This is a genomic window from Azospirillum sp. VT-I1 (assembly GCF_055698305.1).
The window spans coordinates 45,600-61,280 of record NZ_CP168807.1 but is presented as its reverse complement, the minus strand read 5'-3'; the positions used below and the strand labels follow the sequence as shown (position 1 = coordinate 61,280).

At 68.9% G+C, this 15,681-nt stretch carries 12 protein-coding genes; 7 read left to right on the top strand and 5 right to left on the bottom strand.

Features of this window, described 5'->3' with window-relative positions; translation table 11 throughout:
- Positions 1 to 119: 119 nt before the first annotated feature.
- Positions 120 to 1,376 carry a glycosyltransferase family 4 protein gene (locus tag AB8P05_RS31460; RefSeq protein ID WP_472762149.1) on the bottom strand — a complete coding sequence of 419 codons (1,257 nt, stop codon included), beginning with the start codon at positions 1,374 to 1,376 and terminating at the stop codon, positions 120 to 122.
- 343 nt (positions 1,377 to 1,719) lie between these two features.
- On the opposite strand from AB8P05_RS31460, the gene AB8P05_RS31455 reads away from it, so the two are divergent.
- On the top strand, positions 1,720 to 2,163 hold the full coding sequence (locus AB8P05_RS31455; protein WP_472762148.1) for a hypothetical protein: 444 nt from the start codon (positions 1,720 to 1,722) through the stop codon (positions 2,161 to 2,163).
- Between the two features lie 122 nt (positions 2,164 to 2,285).
- On the opposite strand, the gene AB8P05_RS31450 is transcribed toward AB8P05_RS31455, so the two are convergent.
- Positions 2,286 to 3,230, bottom strand: coding sequence for a replication protein RepA (locus tag AB8P05_RS31450; RefSeq protein ID WP_012978551.1), 945 nt, complete (start codon positions 3,228 to 3,230; stop codon positions 2,286 to 2,288).
- 613 nt (positions 3,231 to 3,843) lie between these two features.
- Positions 3,844 to 4,986: an RNA-guided endonuclease InsQ/TnpB family protein gene (locus AB8P05_RS31445; protein WP_472762147.1), complete on the bottom strand. Its 1,143-nt coding sequence runs from the start codon at positions 4,984 to 4,986 to the stop codon at positions 3,844 to 3,846.
- Positions 4,987 to 5,226: 240 nt separating this feature from the next.
- Here AB8P05_RS31445 and AB8P05_RS31440 point away from each other — a divergent pair, with 240 nt between their 5' ends.
- The 6 genes from AB8P05_RS31440 to galE all read left to right on the top strand — a co-directional run bounded on the left by AB8P05_RS31440 (position 5,227) and on the right by galE (position 13,639).
- Positions 5,227 to 6,696 (top strand): mannose-1-phosphate guanylyltransferase/mannose-6-phosphate isomerase, encoded by a 1,470-nt coding sequence (locus tag AB8P05_RS31440; protein WP_472762146.1) that lies wholly within the window; start codon positions 5,227 to 5,229, stop codon positions 6,694 to 6,696.
- Between the two features lie 157 nt (positions 6,697 to 6,853).
- A complete protein-coding gene (locus tag AB8P05_RS31435) occupies positions 6,854 to 7,279 on the top strand; it encodes a hypothetical protein (protein ID WP_472762145.1) in 426 nt (141 codons plus the stop codon).
- Positions 7,255 to 9,471, top strand: a complete 2,217-nt coding sequence (locus AB8P05_RS31430; RefSeq protein WP_472762144.1) for a peptidase domain-containing ABC transporter — start codon at positions 7,255 to 7,257, stop codon at positions 9,469 to 9,471. Before AB8P05_RS31435 ends, AB8P05_RS31430 begins: the two co-directional genes overlap by 25 nt.
- Positions 9,472 to 9,474: 3 nt before the next feature.
- Entirely contained in the window at positions 9,475 to 10,980 is a 1,506-nt protein-coding gene (locus tag AB8P05_RS31425) for an HlyD family type I secretion periplasmic adaptor subunit (RefSeq protein ID WP_472762143.1), read from the top strand.
- Between the two features lie 110 nt (positions 10,981 to 11,090).
- Positions 11,091 to 12,479: a DUF2142 domain-containing protein gene (locus AB8P05_RS31420; protein ID WP_472762142.1), complete on the top strand. Its 1,389-nt coding sequence runs from the start codon at positions 11,091 to 11,093 to the stop codon at positions 12,477 to 12,479.
- Positions 12,480 to 12,643: 164 nt separating this feature from the next.
- On the top strand, positions 12,644 to 13,639 hold the full coding sequence (galE, locus tag AB8P05_RS31415) for a UDP-glucose 4-epimerase GalE (protein ID WP_472762141.1): 996 nt from the start codon (positions 12,644 to 12,646) through the stop codon (positions 13,637 to 13,639).
- A 105-nt stretch (positions 13,640 to 13,744) separates the two neighbouring features.
- Here galE and AB8P05_RS31410 read toward each other — a convergent pair whose 3' ends face one another.
- Positions 13,745 to 14,701 carry a UDP-glucuronic acid decarboxylase family protein gene (locus AB8P05_RS31410; protein ID WP_472762140.1) on the bottom strand — a complete coding sequence of 319 codons (957 nt, stop codon included), beginning with the start codon at positions 14,699 to 14,701 and terminating at the stop codon, positions 13,745 to 13,747.
- A gap of 115 nt (positions 14,702 to 14,816) precedes the next feature.
- The gene (gene rfbA / locus AB8P05_RS31405) at positions 14,817 to 15,680 is read right to left on the bottom strand and encodes a glucose-1-phosphate thymidylyltransferase RfbA (RefSeq protein ID WP_472762139.1); all 864 of its coding nucleotides are present in this window, start codon (positions 15,678 to 15,680) and stop codon (positions 14,817 to 14,819) included.
- Position 15,681 lies beyond the last annotated feature (1 nt).

Below are 15,681 nucleotides of genomic sequence, written 5' to 3'. Positions count from 1 at the left end.
GTCCGGGACGGGTGCGGCATCGGGTTCGAAATGAACGCCGACCGTAACCGGTGCTTTCTGACGATCGGGTTAATTCAGGATGACCGCCCATGCAAGGCCCGTCGGCGGATGGAGCCGCGTCATGTGCGAAGCGGCGGCATCCGCCCGGCCTGCATATCCTCCAGCAGGCGGATCTGCGCCGGCAGGCAGACGGTGGCGAGGTCGAAGCGCTCCACCGCCGTCATCCTTGCGGCGGCCGACAGGGCGGCGCGCAGGTCCGGGTCGTCCAGCGCCGTCTCCACCCGGTCGGCGAGCGCCATGGGATCGAAGAAGTCCGTCAGCAGCCCGTTCACCCCGTCCTCGATCACCTCGGCGACCGGCGGCGTGTCGGACCCGACGATGACGGCGCCGCAGGCCATCGCCTCCAGCATCGACCAGGACAGGACGAAGGGGAAGGTCAGGTAGATGTGGGCGCGCGAGATGCGCAGGACCGACAGGTAACGGTCGTAGGGCAGCTTGCCCAGCACATGCAGCCGCGCCGCCTCCGGCCGGGGCTCCCCGGTGGCGTCCAGCATCGTCTCCCGCCACATCGTCTCGCGCCAGCTGCCGCCACCCTCGGGCGGAGCGCCGTAGCTGACCTCATCGCCGCCCACCACCAGGATGTGCAGGTTGGGCCGGCGCCGCAGCAGCTCCGCCGCCGCCCGCATGAAGGTGGGAAAGCCGCGGTAGGGCTCCAGGTTGCGGGCGACATAGGTCACCACCTCGTCCCCGCGCGACAGGGTCCGGCCGTCGGGCAGAGTGACGGTGGCGGCCGGATCCGGCCGGCAGACCGCGGTGTCGACCCCGTCATGGATCACCGAGATGCGCGGGCGGAAGGCGTCGGGATGCTGGCGCCGCTGCCATTCGGTCGGGCTGACGCCCCAGTCCATCGCGTCCAGCCCGGTCAGCAGGGCGGCGTTCTTGGTGCGGATGCGGCAGCGCGTCTCCAGCGTCACCGGCCGTTCCGGATCGAAACCGACGTCCGATCCGTCGGCCCGGTAGAAGAACTCGCAATAGAGCAGCAGCCGGGCGTCCGGAAACAGGTCCTTCAGGAACAGCGCCTCGCCCCAGCCGGGATGGGCGCAGATCACGTCGGGAGTGAAGCCGCCCTTCTGCAGGGCCAGACCGGCGCGCACCGCACCCTGCCCGTGCAGGACCTGCCCCTCGAACATGCGGATATAGGGGTGGGTGGCCTCGCCCGGCTCGCGGCTCGGCCGGTAGAGCGCCGTGTGCACGCCCGGCATCTCGCGCTTCGCCTTGCCGATGAAGGCGACCTGATGGGCCGGATCCGCCGCGAAATGGCGGACGAGATGCTTGTACTGGCCGGGGGTGTTCTGGTGGACGAACAGGATCCGCATGGATGAGGCGTGGCCTGGAAAACGGGGAATGGGGGTCACAGCCTGCTGGCATCCGGCGCAGCTGTCGATGGATAAGACGACACATCTGCCGACGCTGTGCGCGGAATTGGGCGAGCAGGCGGTCAATAGTCACCTGGCGAAGCGGGAGCCTGTGCCGGCCCGGGGACTCCGGTTTCCTTCCGCTTCCGTCGCCTTCCGCCTATAAGCTGTCCGTCCGCCGGCTGGTCGTGCGACATAGCGCCGGCAGCGAGACGGTCGACACAGAGGAGGTGCGATGATGCGGATGCGCCCTGCGCTGTTGCTCGCCGCGAGCCTGCTCCTTCACACGTCCGGGATCTCCGCCATGTCGCCCCTGCCCTTCTTCCAGCGTGTCGAGCGCGTCGGCATGCTCTGCGCGGTGGATGCCGACGGCGGTCCGGTCACTGACCTTGGAGCCGACCTTGGCGACGACGCGCTGTGCGGCCGCGCCGCCGCGGTGCTGTCGGGGCTGCTGGCCGCCGGCCCGGCGGTCACCGCGCTCGCCCCCAACGATGCCCGCATCGCCGATCCCGGCACCCTGCTGCTGCTGGTCCACGCCACGCTGCGGCCGGATGGCAAGGGACAGGGTGGGCGGCTTCTGGCGCTCGCGGCGACCCTTCAGCGCAGCGGATCCGCCGGCGGCGCGCCCTTCTTCATGATGCCGCCCCAGGCTCTGGCGCTCTCCGGTGGCCTGGAGGAAAGTCTTTTGGATTCAACGCTCCGCCACCTGTTCGACCCGCTGGCGAAGGCCCTGCGGGCCAATCCCTGAGGGGGCGGAGTTTGGAGTCTTGTCGCAGGGGGAGTGCAGGATAGGTGAGGTGCTCTTGCCGCCTCCCTAACCCTTCCCCTCTTCGAGGGAGAGGGGACTGCCGCTGAACTCCCGCAAAGCTCCTACCGGCAAAGCTGCGCGAACTTGCGCTCCGGGATCGGCGGCGGCGAGGGGTGCAGCATCAGCCCCTGTTCCTCCACATCCACCCGCGCGTCGGGATAGACGGCGAGCGCCAGCTGCAAGGCCTCGATGAAGCGCTTGCGGAAGTCGCGCAGGCGGCTGTAGCCGGCGCCGAACTGCTCGAACACCGCGGGCCAGGTGATGGGGGTGGAGCGGTTCAGGCTGTGCAGCCGGTAGGCCAGCCAGATATAGATGTCGATGCTGGTGCTGTTGTTCTGGATGTGGCGCAGCGCCGGTTCCCAGATCGGCACCGGATGGGCCTTCAGCTCGCGGAAGAAGGCTTCGGACAGCAGGACGCGGTCCTCCCACAGCGATCCCTGCCCCGGCTCCGCCCCGGCATTGGCCGAGAAATGGATGCCGCCCTTGACGATCGACCCCTTTTCGAAGCCGATGCTGTGGGCGTCCTCCCAGGCGAAGGTCAGGTTGCAGGCGGCGATGCGCGAGGCCTGCTCGCGGATGTCGCGGTAGGTCTGGCCGCCCACCGACAGGCCCATGCGGTCGAGCCACTCGTGCATGCTGCGGCCCAACTCGACCTCGCGGCTGTCGGTCTGGATCGCCCGGGTCTGCAGATACAGCAGGATCATCCGCGCGCGGCTGCCGTACGGAACACCGTAAAGCTTAAAGCCACCGTTGCGGATCGGCAGTCGTCCGGGTTCGATCAGCAAGCGGATCTTATGTCCGCGACGCTCCCACGGCTGGTCGTCGGGAAGACGACGATGCGGAAGCGCCGTCAGCGCAAAACCCGAATAGGTTATGCCAAGCTCCTGCCGCTCCTCTTCGAGGACGGCAGCGGCGACATCGACTAGCGAACGCTGATCCGGATCGGTCTGGAGCGCCTTCGCCTGGTCGCGTCCAAGCTGGGTGATCAGGGTGTGTATCTGTCCCATAGCGAGCTGACCTTGGCACGACTTTGCGAGGAACCCTATATCACGGCCGGTTAGTGCCAGCAATTTGGAGTCTTGTCGCTCAAACTATTTGTACGGTTATTTGATTCAGTTAATAGTTTGCGCGACAAGACTCCAGTAGAGAATCGCGAGTCGCGCGACAAAACTCCAGAACTCCCGCGACAAGACTCCAGCGGATAGTCCGCGTTGCCTGTGGATTTTTCGGCAGACGCGACAAGACTCCAGGCGGGACATTTCGATTCGACCCCGAATCGCTTCCGATTCGCTGTTTTCCGAGTCGCGGAGGCGAATCGACCGCGACTCCTCCTTGATTCACGCTCCTGTCCCCATCCGGCCCGCAGCCCGGTTTGGAGTTCTGTCGCGCCCCCTCCGGGCCGGGCTTTCCCAAGCGGCGCGTCCGATCCGTGCCCGCCGGCCTTGTCCACCGGGTCCAGCGGGTGCCGGACGGCAGGGGGCGCGACAAGACCAACCTCGACCCTGGCCGTTGGCTGCCTGAGGCGGGCGTGTTTGGAGTCTTGTCTCGCCCCATTTTGGAAGAGGCGCCCCGGTCGGGTGAACATTCCATCGCCTTGATAGCGATGGCTTCTCGGTCAAGCTATGCGGCAACCCGCTGGCTTAGCGACCGAAGGCCGTGTCCCGGCCCCATTCCCTGTATCCGTTGCAGAATGACGGTCGCCGCCGCAACATCCCGGTCCATCACGCAGCCACACGAGCATGTGTGCATGCGCTCCGCGAGCGTCTTGGCGACCTGGGTTCCGCAGGCCGGGCAGGTCTGGCTTGTCCCGCGTGGATCGACGACCTCCACCCGAACACCGGCACTTGCAGCCTTGTAGTCGAGGAAGGAGCGAAGCTGGCCCCATGCGGCGTTGTGAATGGCCTTGGCCAGCATCGACCGGGCCAGACGGTCGATGCTCAAATCTTCCAATGCGATAACGGCGTAGCGCTCCACCAGGGAGCGCGACAGCTTATGAAGAAAGTCGCGGCGTTGGTTGGCGGTGTGGGCGCTGTGGCGGGCAAGCCGGTGTTTGGCCTTGAGCCGGCGCCGGCTGCCCCGTTTGCAGCGGGCCAGGGCCCGCTGAAGGCGACGCTGTTTCTTGGCCGCGTGCTTCGTCCATTGCGGTGTCTTGACCACGTCGCCGTCCGAGGTGGCGACCAAGGAGGTGAGGCCAACGTCAATGCCGACCGCAGCACCGTCGCGCGGCGGCCCCTCCTGGTCAGGCACCGCGACCTGGAAGCAGACGAACCACTTGCCAGCCGAGCGGGACAAAACAGCGGCCCCCACTGTCGCCCCGGCCGGAAGGTTGCGGTGCCACTTCACCTTGATCTCGCCGGTGATGCCGGTGATGCCAAGGCGCTTGCTCTTGCGGATCGTCAGCCCGTCGCCAACGCGGAACTCGGCGCTGTCGAAGCGGCTCTTGGTACGAAACCGCGGGAAGCCTGCCTTTGCCTTGGCTTTCAGGCGGCGGAAGAAGGCCGTGAAGGCCTTGTCGAGACGGCGGAGCACCTGCTGTGCGGCGGAATAGCTGAATTGGGCCAAGCGCTCGTCGACGGCGCGCACCGCCTTCAGCTCGCTGGCTTGATCGAGGTAACGCAACGTCTTGTGCTGACGGCGGTAGGCTTCGATGCGCTGCTGGAGGGCGGCGTTGTAGAGATCGCAGAACGCGCCCAGCATCTCAGTCAGGGCCACGCTCTGGGCCTTGCTCGGATAAAGCCGGTATTTGTAGCTCCGCTGGGGCATGTGAGAAGCCTAAGCAATGTTCATGATTTGTTCAAATCAATTGGCGCCTGCTCCCCCTGACTTTCCTTATGCCACCTGAAGGCGGTAACCCTTAGCCGGAATGTCGGATGGGTCTCGGAGGGGTGCTTGTGGAGCGCGGAAAGCACGGTCTATAACGAACCGCCATGGCGCCGGCCGTTGGTTTCGACCTTCGGCTTTTCCGGTGCCCGACCACATGCTCACACAACAGATGGCGGCAGGATGAACGGCAATTCCGCGCAGAAGATCGTCCCGGTGCTGCTGTCCGGCGGTACGGGGTCCCGTTTGTGGCCCTTGTCGCGCGAACTGTATCCCAAGCAGTTCCTGCCGCTCTGCTCCGACCGGACGATGCTCCAGGACACCGCCCTGCGGGTCAGCAGCCAAGCCGGTTCCGTGCCGGCCGGCGCCACCGCGGAGGCCGTCTTCTCGGCCCCGCTGGTGATCTGCAACCAGGAACACCGCTTCCTCGCCGCCGAGCAGCTGCGCCAGTCGCGCTGCACGCCGCGCGGCATCATCCTGGAGCCGGCCGGCCGCAACACCGCCGCCGCCTGCGCGCTCGCCGCCCTGGCGGTGACGGCCGACGATCCGGACGCGCTGCTGCTGATCCTGCCGGCCGACCACGAGATCCGCGACGCCGACGCCTTCCGCCGCGCCGTCGCCATCGCCGCCCGCGCCGCCCAGGCCGGCCGGCTGGTCACCTTCGGCATCACCCCGACCCGGCCGGAGACCGGCTACGGCTATATCCGCCGCGGCCATTCGATGGACGAGGCCGACGGCGCCTACAACGTCGCCGCCTTCGTCGAGAAGCCGTCGCTGGAGGTGGCCGAGCGCTACCTCGCCGAGGGCACCTATGCCTGGAACAGCGGCATGTTCCTGTTCCCGGCCGCCCGCCTGCTGGCCGAGCTGGAGCGCCACGCCCCGGCGGTGCTGGCCGCCTGCCGCGAGGCGCTGGACCAGGGATCGAAGGACCTCGACTTCTTCCGCCTGGACGCCGCCGCCTTCGCCAAGGCGCCCAGCATCTCCATCGACTATGCGGTGATGGAGCGCACCGACCGCGCCGCCGTCGTCCCCTGCGAGATCGGCTGGACCGACGTCGGCGCCTGGTCGGCGCTGTGGGACGTCGGCAACAAGGACGGCGAGGGCAACGTCGTCGTCGGCGACGTGCTGCTGGAGGGCGCCCGCGACTGCTACGTCCGCAGCGACAACCACCTGACCGCCGTGGTCGGGGTGGAGAACGCCGTGGTGGTGGTGGTGGACGACGCCGTGCTGGTCGCCGACCGGTCCCAGGCGCAGGACGTCAAGCGCATCGTCGACCGTCTGAAGGCCGAAGGGCGCAGCGAGTCGGTCAGCCACCGCCGGGTCCACCGCCCCTGGGGCTCCTACCAGTCGCTGCACACCGGCGACCGCTTCCAGGTGAAGAGCCTGACCATCGCCCCCGGCTCGCGCCTGTCCCTGCAGAAGCACCATCACCGGGCCGAGCATTGGGTGGTGGTCAACGGCACCGCACTCGTCACCCGCGGCGAGGAGCAGGTGATGGTCTACGAGAACCAGTCGATCTACATCCCGATCGGCACGGTCCACCGGCTGGAGAACCCCGGCAAGGTGCCGCTGACCATCATCGAGGTGCAGTCCGGCTCCTATCTGGGCGAGGACGACATCGTCCGGCTGGAGGACGTCTACGGCCGCAACTGATCCGCAGACCGATCGCAAGGAGACATGAAGCGCGAGCGCCGCTTGTGTCTCTTTGCGGATGCGGGAATTGGCGGCTTGGTCCCGGTCGCCGCCTTCCGGTAGAAAGAGGATGCGAGGGTGCCGCAGCGGCGCCCCGCCTTCTGTTGCCGGGACCATCATGACCATCGAGCCGCCGCCGGACGACCGCATCCCCGAACTCTATGCCGACGGGGTCTTCGACATCGGCTTCGGCAACGGCATGGTCCGCATCGACCTGTTCAGCCTGTCGGCGCTCCGCAAGGACGACAACGGCCAGCCGCTGCCCGCCATCCGCCAGCGGGTGGTGATGAGCCTGCCGGGCTTCCTCGCCAGCCTGTCCGCGCTTGAGGGCATGCGCCAGCGGCTGGAGGCTGCCGGCGTGCTGCCGCCCAATTCCGGCACGATGCCGCCGCCTGCGCCGGCCCCTGCCGCCCCGGCGTTCCAGAGCCCGGTGCAGGCCCCGATCCAGCCGGCCTCCCCGTCTTCAGCGCCCACGGCCCCCCGCCCGGACGGCCCCGCTCGCCGAATTTCGGCTGACCGATGCCGGACGCCAGCACGACCGTAACGGCTCCGCCTCCCGGCCCCGATGCCGCTCCCGGGCACGACGAGAGCACCGCGCTGCGCTGCCTGACGCTGGTGGCGCGCCACCATGGCCTGTCGGCCTCGCCGGCCGCCCTGCGCGCCCGCGTCGCACCCGGCCCCAGCGGACCAAATGGGGAGCCATCCACCGCCGACCTGCTGCGCATCGCCGCCGCCACCGGCTTCAAGGCGACCGCCCGCCGGCTCGACTGGAAGGCCCTGCAGGCCCTGCCCCCCGTCTTCCCGCTGCTGGCGCGGCTGTCCAACGGCAACACCGTCATCCTGGTCGGGCTGTCCCGTCCTGCCGATCCGGCCGAGGAACCCATGGTCGGCGTCGTCGATCCGCTGGCCGACCGGCTGGACGTGATCGACGTGCCGCGCGACCGCTTCCTGGAGCGCTGGGACGGCGAGCTGGTCTTCCTCAAGCCGCGCCACGGCCTTGCCGATCCGCGCCAGCCCTTCGGCCTGCGCTGGTTCGTGCCGGAGATCCTGCGCCAGAAATCGGCCTTCCGCGACGTGGTGGCGGCGGCGCTGGTCCTGCACGCGCTCGCCCTTGCGGTCCCGGTCTATTTCCAGATCGTGATCGACAAGGTGCTGGTGAACGAGACCATCGCCACCTTGCAGGTGCTGACCATCGGCGTGCTGGGCGCCCTGCTGTTCGAGGCGGCCTTCCGCTTCCTGCGCCAGTTCATCCTGCTGGCGGCGGCCAACCGCATCGACATCCGCCTGCTGAACCGCACCTTCGGCCATCTGCTCGACCTGCCCATCACCTTCTTCGACGGGCATTCGGCCGGCGTCACCGTGCGCCACATGCAGCAGGTGGAGCGCATCCGCGAATTCCTGACCGGCAACCTGCTGTCCACCGTGCTGGACAGCCTGGTGCTGCTGGTCTTCCTGCCGGTGCTGTTCTTCTATTCGGTCAAGCTGACGCTGGTGGCCCTGCTGTTCGCCGGATTGATCGCCGGGGTGATGGTCGCCCTGGTGCCGATCTACCGCAGCCGGCTCGGCGACCTCTACAACGCCGACGCCGAGCGGCAGGCCATGCTGGTGGAGACCATCCACGGCATGCGCACCGTCAAATCCTCGGCGCTGGAGCCGCAGCAGCGCCGCAGCTGGGACCGCAAGGCGGCGCGCGCGGTGACCAGCCATTACCGGGTCGGCCGCATCTCCATCGCCGCCCGTACGGTGACGGAGTTCCTGGAGAAGGCGATGATGGTGGCGGTGGTCGCCGTCGGCGCCTTCGACGTCTTCGACCGCCAGCTGTCGGTCGGCGCCTTGATCGCCTTCCAGATGCTGTCGGGCCGGGTGGTGACGCCGCTGGTCCAGATCGTCTCGCTGATCCACCAGTATCAGGAAACCGCGCTGTCGGTGCGCATGCTGGGCGAGGTGATGAACCATCCGGCCGAGCCCAGGCGCGAGGGCAGCGGCGCCTGCCCCGCCCTGATCGGCCGCATCGAGATCGAGGGGCTGGGTTTCCGCTACGACCGCAACCGGCCGCCGGCGCTCGACGGCGTCACCCTGACCGTCCCGGCCGGCTCCGTCGTCGGGCTGGTCGGGCGCAGCGGCTCAGGCAAGAGCACGCTGATGCGGCTGCTCCAGGGCTTCTACCCGGTGCAGGACGGCACCATCCGCTATGACGGGCTCGACATCCGCGAGCTGGATCTGGCCCATCTGCGCCGCTCCATCGGCGTGGTGCTGCAGGAGAATTTCCTGTTCCGCGGCACCATCCGCGACAACATCGCGATGACCATGCCCGAGGCCAGCCGCGAGGAGATCGTCGAGGCCGCCCGGCTGGCCGGCGCCGACGAGTTCATCCACCGCCTGCCCGACGGCTACGACACGCTGGTGGAGGAGGGGGCGAGCAACCTGTCCGGCGGCCAGAAGCAGCGCATCGCCATCGCCCGCGCCCTGCTGCCCCAGCCGCGCCTGCTGATCCTGGACGAGGCGACCAGCGCGCTCGACCCCGACAGCGAGGCCATCGTCATGGCCAACTTGCGGCGGATCGCTCATGGCCGCACCGTGCTGATCGTCACCCACCGGCTGTCCACCCTGACCGGCTGCGACACCATCGCCGTGCTGGAGCAGGGCCGCCTGCTCGACCTCGCCCCCCATCCCATCCTGCTCGACCGCTGCGCCGAATACCGGCATCTGTGGCAGCAGCAGAACCGGGGGCGCTGAGCCATGCCCGACACACGCATGCCTGAAATCGACAGCCGGGACACCACGCAGGGGGAGACCGGCCGCGAGGTCGTCCCGGCCAAGGCCGAAGCTGCCCCTCCCCCTGCCGCTCCATCTCCCTCTGCCCGCCGCCGCGCCGCCCTGCCCGCCCCGTCGGCGCCGCCGCCGGGCTTCGCGCTGGAGTATCTGCCGGACGGCGCGGCCATCGAACATGCGCCGCTGCCCTGGTTGGCACGCTCCACCCTTTATGTGCTGGCCGGGCTTCTGGTGGCGCTGGTGCTGTGGGCGGGGCTCGCCCAGGTCGACCGCATCGTCACCGCCGGCGGCCGGCTGGTGACCACGGCGCCGCTGGTGGTGGCCCAGCCGCTGGAGACCGCGGTGGTGCGCGGCGTCGACGTGCAGGTCGGCGACCGGGTGCGGGCCGGCGACCGGCTGGCGACGCTCGACCCCACCTTCGCCGCGGCGGATCTGGCCGACCTGACCGCCAAGCTCGCCGGCGTCGAGGCGCAGATCGGCCGGCTGCGCGCCGAGCTGGACGGCAGCGACTTCACCCCCGCCGTCAACAACCCCGATGCCGCGGTGCAGGCCGCCATCCTGGAGCGCCGCCGCGCCGAATACCGCTCCCGCCTCGCCTCGCTGGACGAGAAGGCCGGGCAGCTGGACAGCGCCATCGCCGCCAGCCGCCGCGCCCAGGCTGGCCTTGCCGAGCGGCTCGCCGTGGTGGGCGAGGTGGAAGACATCCGCCGCCAGCTTCAGGAGCGCCAGACCGGCTCCCGCCTGACCTGGCTGGAGGCGCGGGTCGAGCGGCTGCGCATGCGCGACGAGCTGACCGCCCTGCAGGACCGCGAGCGCGAGAGCGAACACGAGCTGCGCGGCGTCCAGGCCGACCGTGCCGCCTTCATCGACGAATGGCGCCGCAAGACGGCGGAGGATCTCGTTGAGCAGACCCGCCAGCGGGCCACCCTGGTGGAACAGATCGCCAAGGCCGAGCGCCGCCGCTCGCTGGTCACCCTGACCGCCCCGGTCGACGCGGTGGTGCTGGAGGTGGCCAAGCGCTCCGTCGGCTCCGTCATTCGCGAGGCCGAGCCGCTGGTCACCCTGGTCCCCGCCGACGTGCCGCTGGAGGTGGAGGCGGAAATCCCGTCCCGCGACATCGGTCTGGTCCGGGTCGGCGACTTCGTGCGGGTGAAGCTGGACGCCTTCCCTTTCCAGCGCCACGGCACCCTGCCCGGCGAAATCCGCACCATCAGCGCCGACGCCTTCACCCACGATCCCCAGGGCGCTGGAAGCCAGGCCGCCAACCCCGATGGCCCCCGGCCGGCCGCCGGCGCCGTCTTCCGCACCCGCATCCGCCTGACCGACACCCGGCTGGAGGCGGTGCCCGACGGTACCAACCTCAGCCCCGGCATGGTCGCCTCGGCCGAGATCCGGGTCGGCACCCGCTCGGTGCTGTCCTACTTCCTCTACCCCGTCATCCGCGTGCTCGACGAAAGCATCCGCGAGCCGTAAGGGCCGTGGGCGGCTCCCCGCCCCTTCCCGCTGCGTCAAAGTTTCCAAGTGGCGCCTGTCCGGTGGATGGGGTACCCACCCCACCAGCCCATTCAGCGACAGGTCTGGTGATGCAGCGGATTGGTTCTCTCCTCTTTGCCGTTCTGGCAACCATCTCGGCGTTCTTTCTGGTCTGGAGCCTTCCGCCCTTCCAGACCGCCGACGAGCCCGCCCACATCTACCGGGCCAACATGATCACCCACGGCTACTGGGTGGCCGCCAGGGTTCCGACCGACGGGCGGGTCGCGGCGGGCGGCCCGTCCGATGTCGCGATCATCGAGGCCTATTTCCCCTTCCACCATGTCCCCTTCAAGCCGGACGAGCGGGCCAACCTGGAGGATTTCGCCAAATCCTTCACCGCCCGCTGGGACGGCCGGGTCTTCAACGTGGCGGCGGAGAACACCGCCCCCTACCCGCCCTTCTTCTACCTGCCGCAGGCCGCTGCCATCGCGCTCGGCAAGGCGCTCGACCTGCCGGTGGTGCAGACGCTGTATCTGGCGCGGGCGGCCAACGCGCTGACCTGCATCCTCGTCGGCGTCTTCGCCCTGCTGCTGGCCGGGCGGGCGCATCTGCCGCTGTTCGCCGTGCTGCTGCTGCCGATGTCGGTCTCCCTCTACGCCTCGATGAGCCAGGACGGGCTGGTCATCACCGTCACGGCACTCGGCATCGCCTTCCTGGCGCGGGCGCTGTCCGAAGGCCGGCCGCTGCGCAGCGCGGAGGTCTGGGCCAGTGCCGCCTGCTTCGCCCTGGTGGGCATGACCAAGCAGCCCTACGCCCTGCTCTGCCTGATGCCGCTGGCGGTGCCGGCGGAGCGGGCGGCGGTGAAACGCCTCGCGGTCGCCGCCTCGCTGGCCGCCGCCGTCGGCTGGGCGGTGTGGATGGCGCTCGCCGTGCAGACGCCGCTGATTCGCCAGGACGCCCCGACCGACGCCATGGGCCAGCTCCGCTTCCTGCTGGGCGACCCGCTGGCCGTCCTCACCATCGCCGTGAAGACCTTCCAGGTCTGGGGCCACGAATATTACCAGCAGTTCGTCGGCATCCTCGGCTGGGTCGATACCCGGCTGCCCAGGCCCTATTACGATGCCGCCTATCTGGTCCTGCTGCTGTCCTTCCTGCCGCTGCTGCTCGGCCGCCGGGCGGCGGACTGGTATTCCGGCGCGCCGGCGCGGGCCTCGGCGGTGACCCTGGGCGTCGTGCTGGCGACCGGGGCGCTGCTGTTCGGCGCGCTCTACATGGTGTGGACGCCGGTCGGCCAGCTGTGGGTGGACGGCGTGCAGGGGCGCTATTTCCTGCCGCTGGCGGCCCTGCTGCCGCTGGCCTTCGTCGGCAGCCGGCAGGAGCCGGCTTCCGGTTCGGCGGGCGTGCTGGAGCGCGGCCTGACCTGGATGGTGTGGCTCTTCCCGATCGTCAGCATCCTGATGGTCCAGCGGACGCTCATCCTGCGCTACTACCTCGACTAGCGCTTCCCCTTCTCCGTCCGGCCGCCCATCGGGGGCGAAGCGGGGCGTTGGAGGCCATTCGAATGATGTCGTCCGTTCGGCGGAAAAGCCCGCAGTGCAGCATGGGCGGACGACTATCTTCCGACTCTGACCCGATCGACCCCAACCGACGACGAAGAGCGGACATGACCACGAGCGAAAACGCGACCGTGCTGGTGACCGGCGGCGCCGGCTATATCGGCTCCCATGTGGTGCTGGCCCTGCGCGACCAGGGGCGCGCCGTCGTGGTGCTGGACGACCTGTCCACCGGCCGGCGCTCCGCCCTGCCCGACGATGTGACCCTGGTCGAGGGCGACGTCGGCGACAAGGCGCTGCTGGCCGATACCTTCGCCCGCCACGGCATCGGCACCGTGATGCATTTCGCCGGCAGCATCGTGGTGCCGGAATCGGTGGAGCGGCCGCTCGCCTACTACCGCAACAACACGGTGAAGAGCCACGCCCTGGTCGAGGCCTGCGTGGAGGCCGGGATCGGCCGCTTCATCTTCTCCTCCACCGCCGCCGTCTACGGCATGCCCGACCGCCTGCCGATCGACGAGCAGACGCCGACCAGCCCGATCAACCCCTACGGCTCCTCCAAGCTGATGACGGAGTGGATGCTGCGCGACACCGCGGCGGCGCATGACCTGCGCTATGTCGCGCTGCGCTACTTCAACGTCGCCGGCGCCGACCCGCAGGGACGTTCGGGGCAGGTGTCGAAGGTCGCCACCCACCTGATCAAGATCGCCGCCCAGACCGTCACCGGCCAGCGGGCGGAGCTGCAGATCTTCGGCGACGACTACGACACGGCGGACGGCACCTGCGTGCGCGACTACATCCATGTCAGCGACCTCGCCGACGCCCATGTCGCGGCGCTCCGCCATCTGGAGGCCGGCGGCGCGTCCGAGGTGCTGAACTGCGGCTATGGCCGCGGCTATTCGGTGCGCGAGGTGCTGGCGATGGTGGAGCGGGTGACCGGAAAGCCGCTGCCCATGCGCATCGGCCCGCGCCGCGCCGGCGATCCCCCGGCCCTGGTGGCGGGGGTGGAACGCATCGGCCGCACGCTCGACTGGACCCCGCGCCACGCCGACCTGGAGACCATCGTCGCCTCGGCGCTTTCCTGGGAGGAACGGCTGGTCCGGTAGGGGAGGGAAAATTCCCTCTCCCGGGGCTCTCAGCGGATCTTTGATCCGCCTGACGCCGTCAGCACAAACTTCGTTTGTGCGAGAGGCGGGAGAGGGGGATCTCACTCACCCGAAGAAGCGGCCGCGGAAATAGGCGATGGTGCGCTCCAGCCCCTCGTCCAGCGGCACGGCCGGTTCCCAGTCCAGCAGGGCGCGGGCCTTGGCGATGTCGGGGCGGCGCTGCTTGGGGTCGTCCTGCGGCAGCGGCTTGTGCTCGATGGTCGAGGCCGAGCGGGTCAGGCGGACGACCTTCTCCGCCAGTTCCAGCATGGTGAACTCGCCGGGATTGCCGAGGTTGATCGGGCCGGTGACGCCGGCCGGCGTGTCCATGAAGCGCAGGAAGCCTTCGATCAGGTCGTCGACATAGCAGAAGGAGCGCGTCTGCTGGCCGTCGCCGTAGATGGTGATCGGCTCGCCCTTCAGCGCCTGGATGATGAAGTTCGACACCACCCGCCCGTCGTTGGGGTGCATGCGCGGGCCGTAGGTGTTGAAGATGCGGATGACCTTGATGTCCAGCTTGTGCTGGCGGTGATAGTCGAAGAACAGCGTTTCGGCGCAGCGCTTGCCCTCGTCATAGCAGGCGCGCGGGCCGATGGTGTTCACGTTGCCCCAATATTCCTCGGGCTGCGGATGCACCGCCGGGTCGCCGTAGACCTCCGAGGTCGAGGCCTGCATGATCCGCGCCCCCACCCGCTTGGCCAGCCCCAGCATGTTGATGGCGCCGTGGACGCTGGTCTTGGTCGTCTGGACGGGGTCGTGCTGGTAATGGATCGGCGAGGCCGGGCAGGCGAGGTTGTAGACCTCGTCCACCTCGACATAGAGCGGAAACGTCACGTCGTGGCGCATCAGCTCGAAATGCGGGTTGTCCAGCAGGTGCAGGACGTTGTCGCGGCTGCCGGTGAAGAAGTTGTCGACGCACAGCACGTCGTTCCCGGCCGCCAGCAGCCGCTCGCACAGGTGGGATCCCAGGAATCCGGCGCCGCCGGTGACGAGGACACGCTTTCGGTTGGTAAGGGCCGGCAAGGGCTGCCTTCCTGTCTTGGCTGTTGGCGTCGGCGGCTTGTCCGCGGCCCGTCAGGGGACCGCGAGCCAGCCGCTAAGGGACAACACGGCAGAGGTGCCGCTTGATCCTTAGTCTTTAGCCTAGCAGTCCCAGCAGGTAGCGCCCGTAATCGTTCTTCTTCAGCGGCTCGGCCAACCGGCGGACCTGCTCGGCGTCGATCCAGCCGGAGGTGTAGGCGATCTCCTCCGGACAGGCGATCTGCAGGCCCTGGCGGTGCTGGATGGTGCGCACGAACTCCGCCGCCTCCAGCAGGCTGTCGTGGGTGCCGGTGTCGAACCAGCCATAGCCGCGGCCCATCTGCTCGACCGCCAGCTTGCCCATGTCGAGATAGGCGGCGTTGACCGACGTGATCTCCAGCTCGCCTCTGGCCGACGGCTTCACCGCGGCGGCGATGTCCAGCACGTCGTTGTCGTAGAAATAGAGCCCCGTCACCGCCCATTTGGAGCGCGGCGCCACCGGCTTCTCCTCGATGCTCAGCGCCCGGCCCTGGCCGTCGAACTCCACCACGCCGTAGCGTTCGGGGTCGCGCACGGCATAGGCGAAGACGCTGGCGCCGTCGGTCTTCTCGCCGGCGGCGCGCAGGATGTTGGTCAGGCCGTGGCCGTAGAAGATGTTGTCGCCGAGAACGAGCGCGCAGGCATCGTTGCCGACGAACTCGCGGCCGATGATGAAGGCCTGGGCCAGCCCGTCGGGCGAGGGCTGGATGGCGTAGGTCAGGTTCAGGCCCCACTGCGACCCGTCGCCCAGCACCGTCTGGAACAGCGGCTGGTCGTGCGGGGTGGTGATGACCAGGATGTCGCGGATGCCCGCCAGCATCAGGGTGCTGAGCGGGAAATAGATCATCGGCTTGTCGTAGATCGGCAGCAACTGCTTGCTGATCGCCCGCGTCACCGGGTAGAGCCGGGTGCCGGATCCGCCGGCCAGGATGATGCCCTTCATG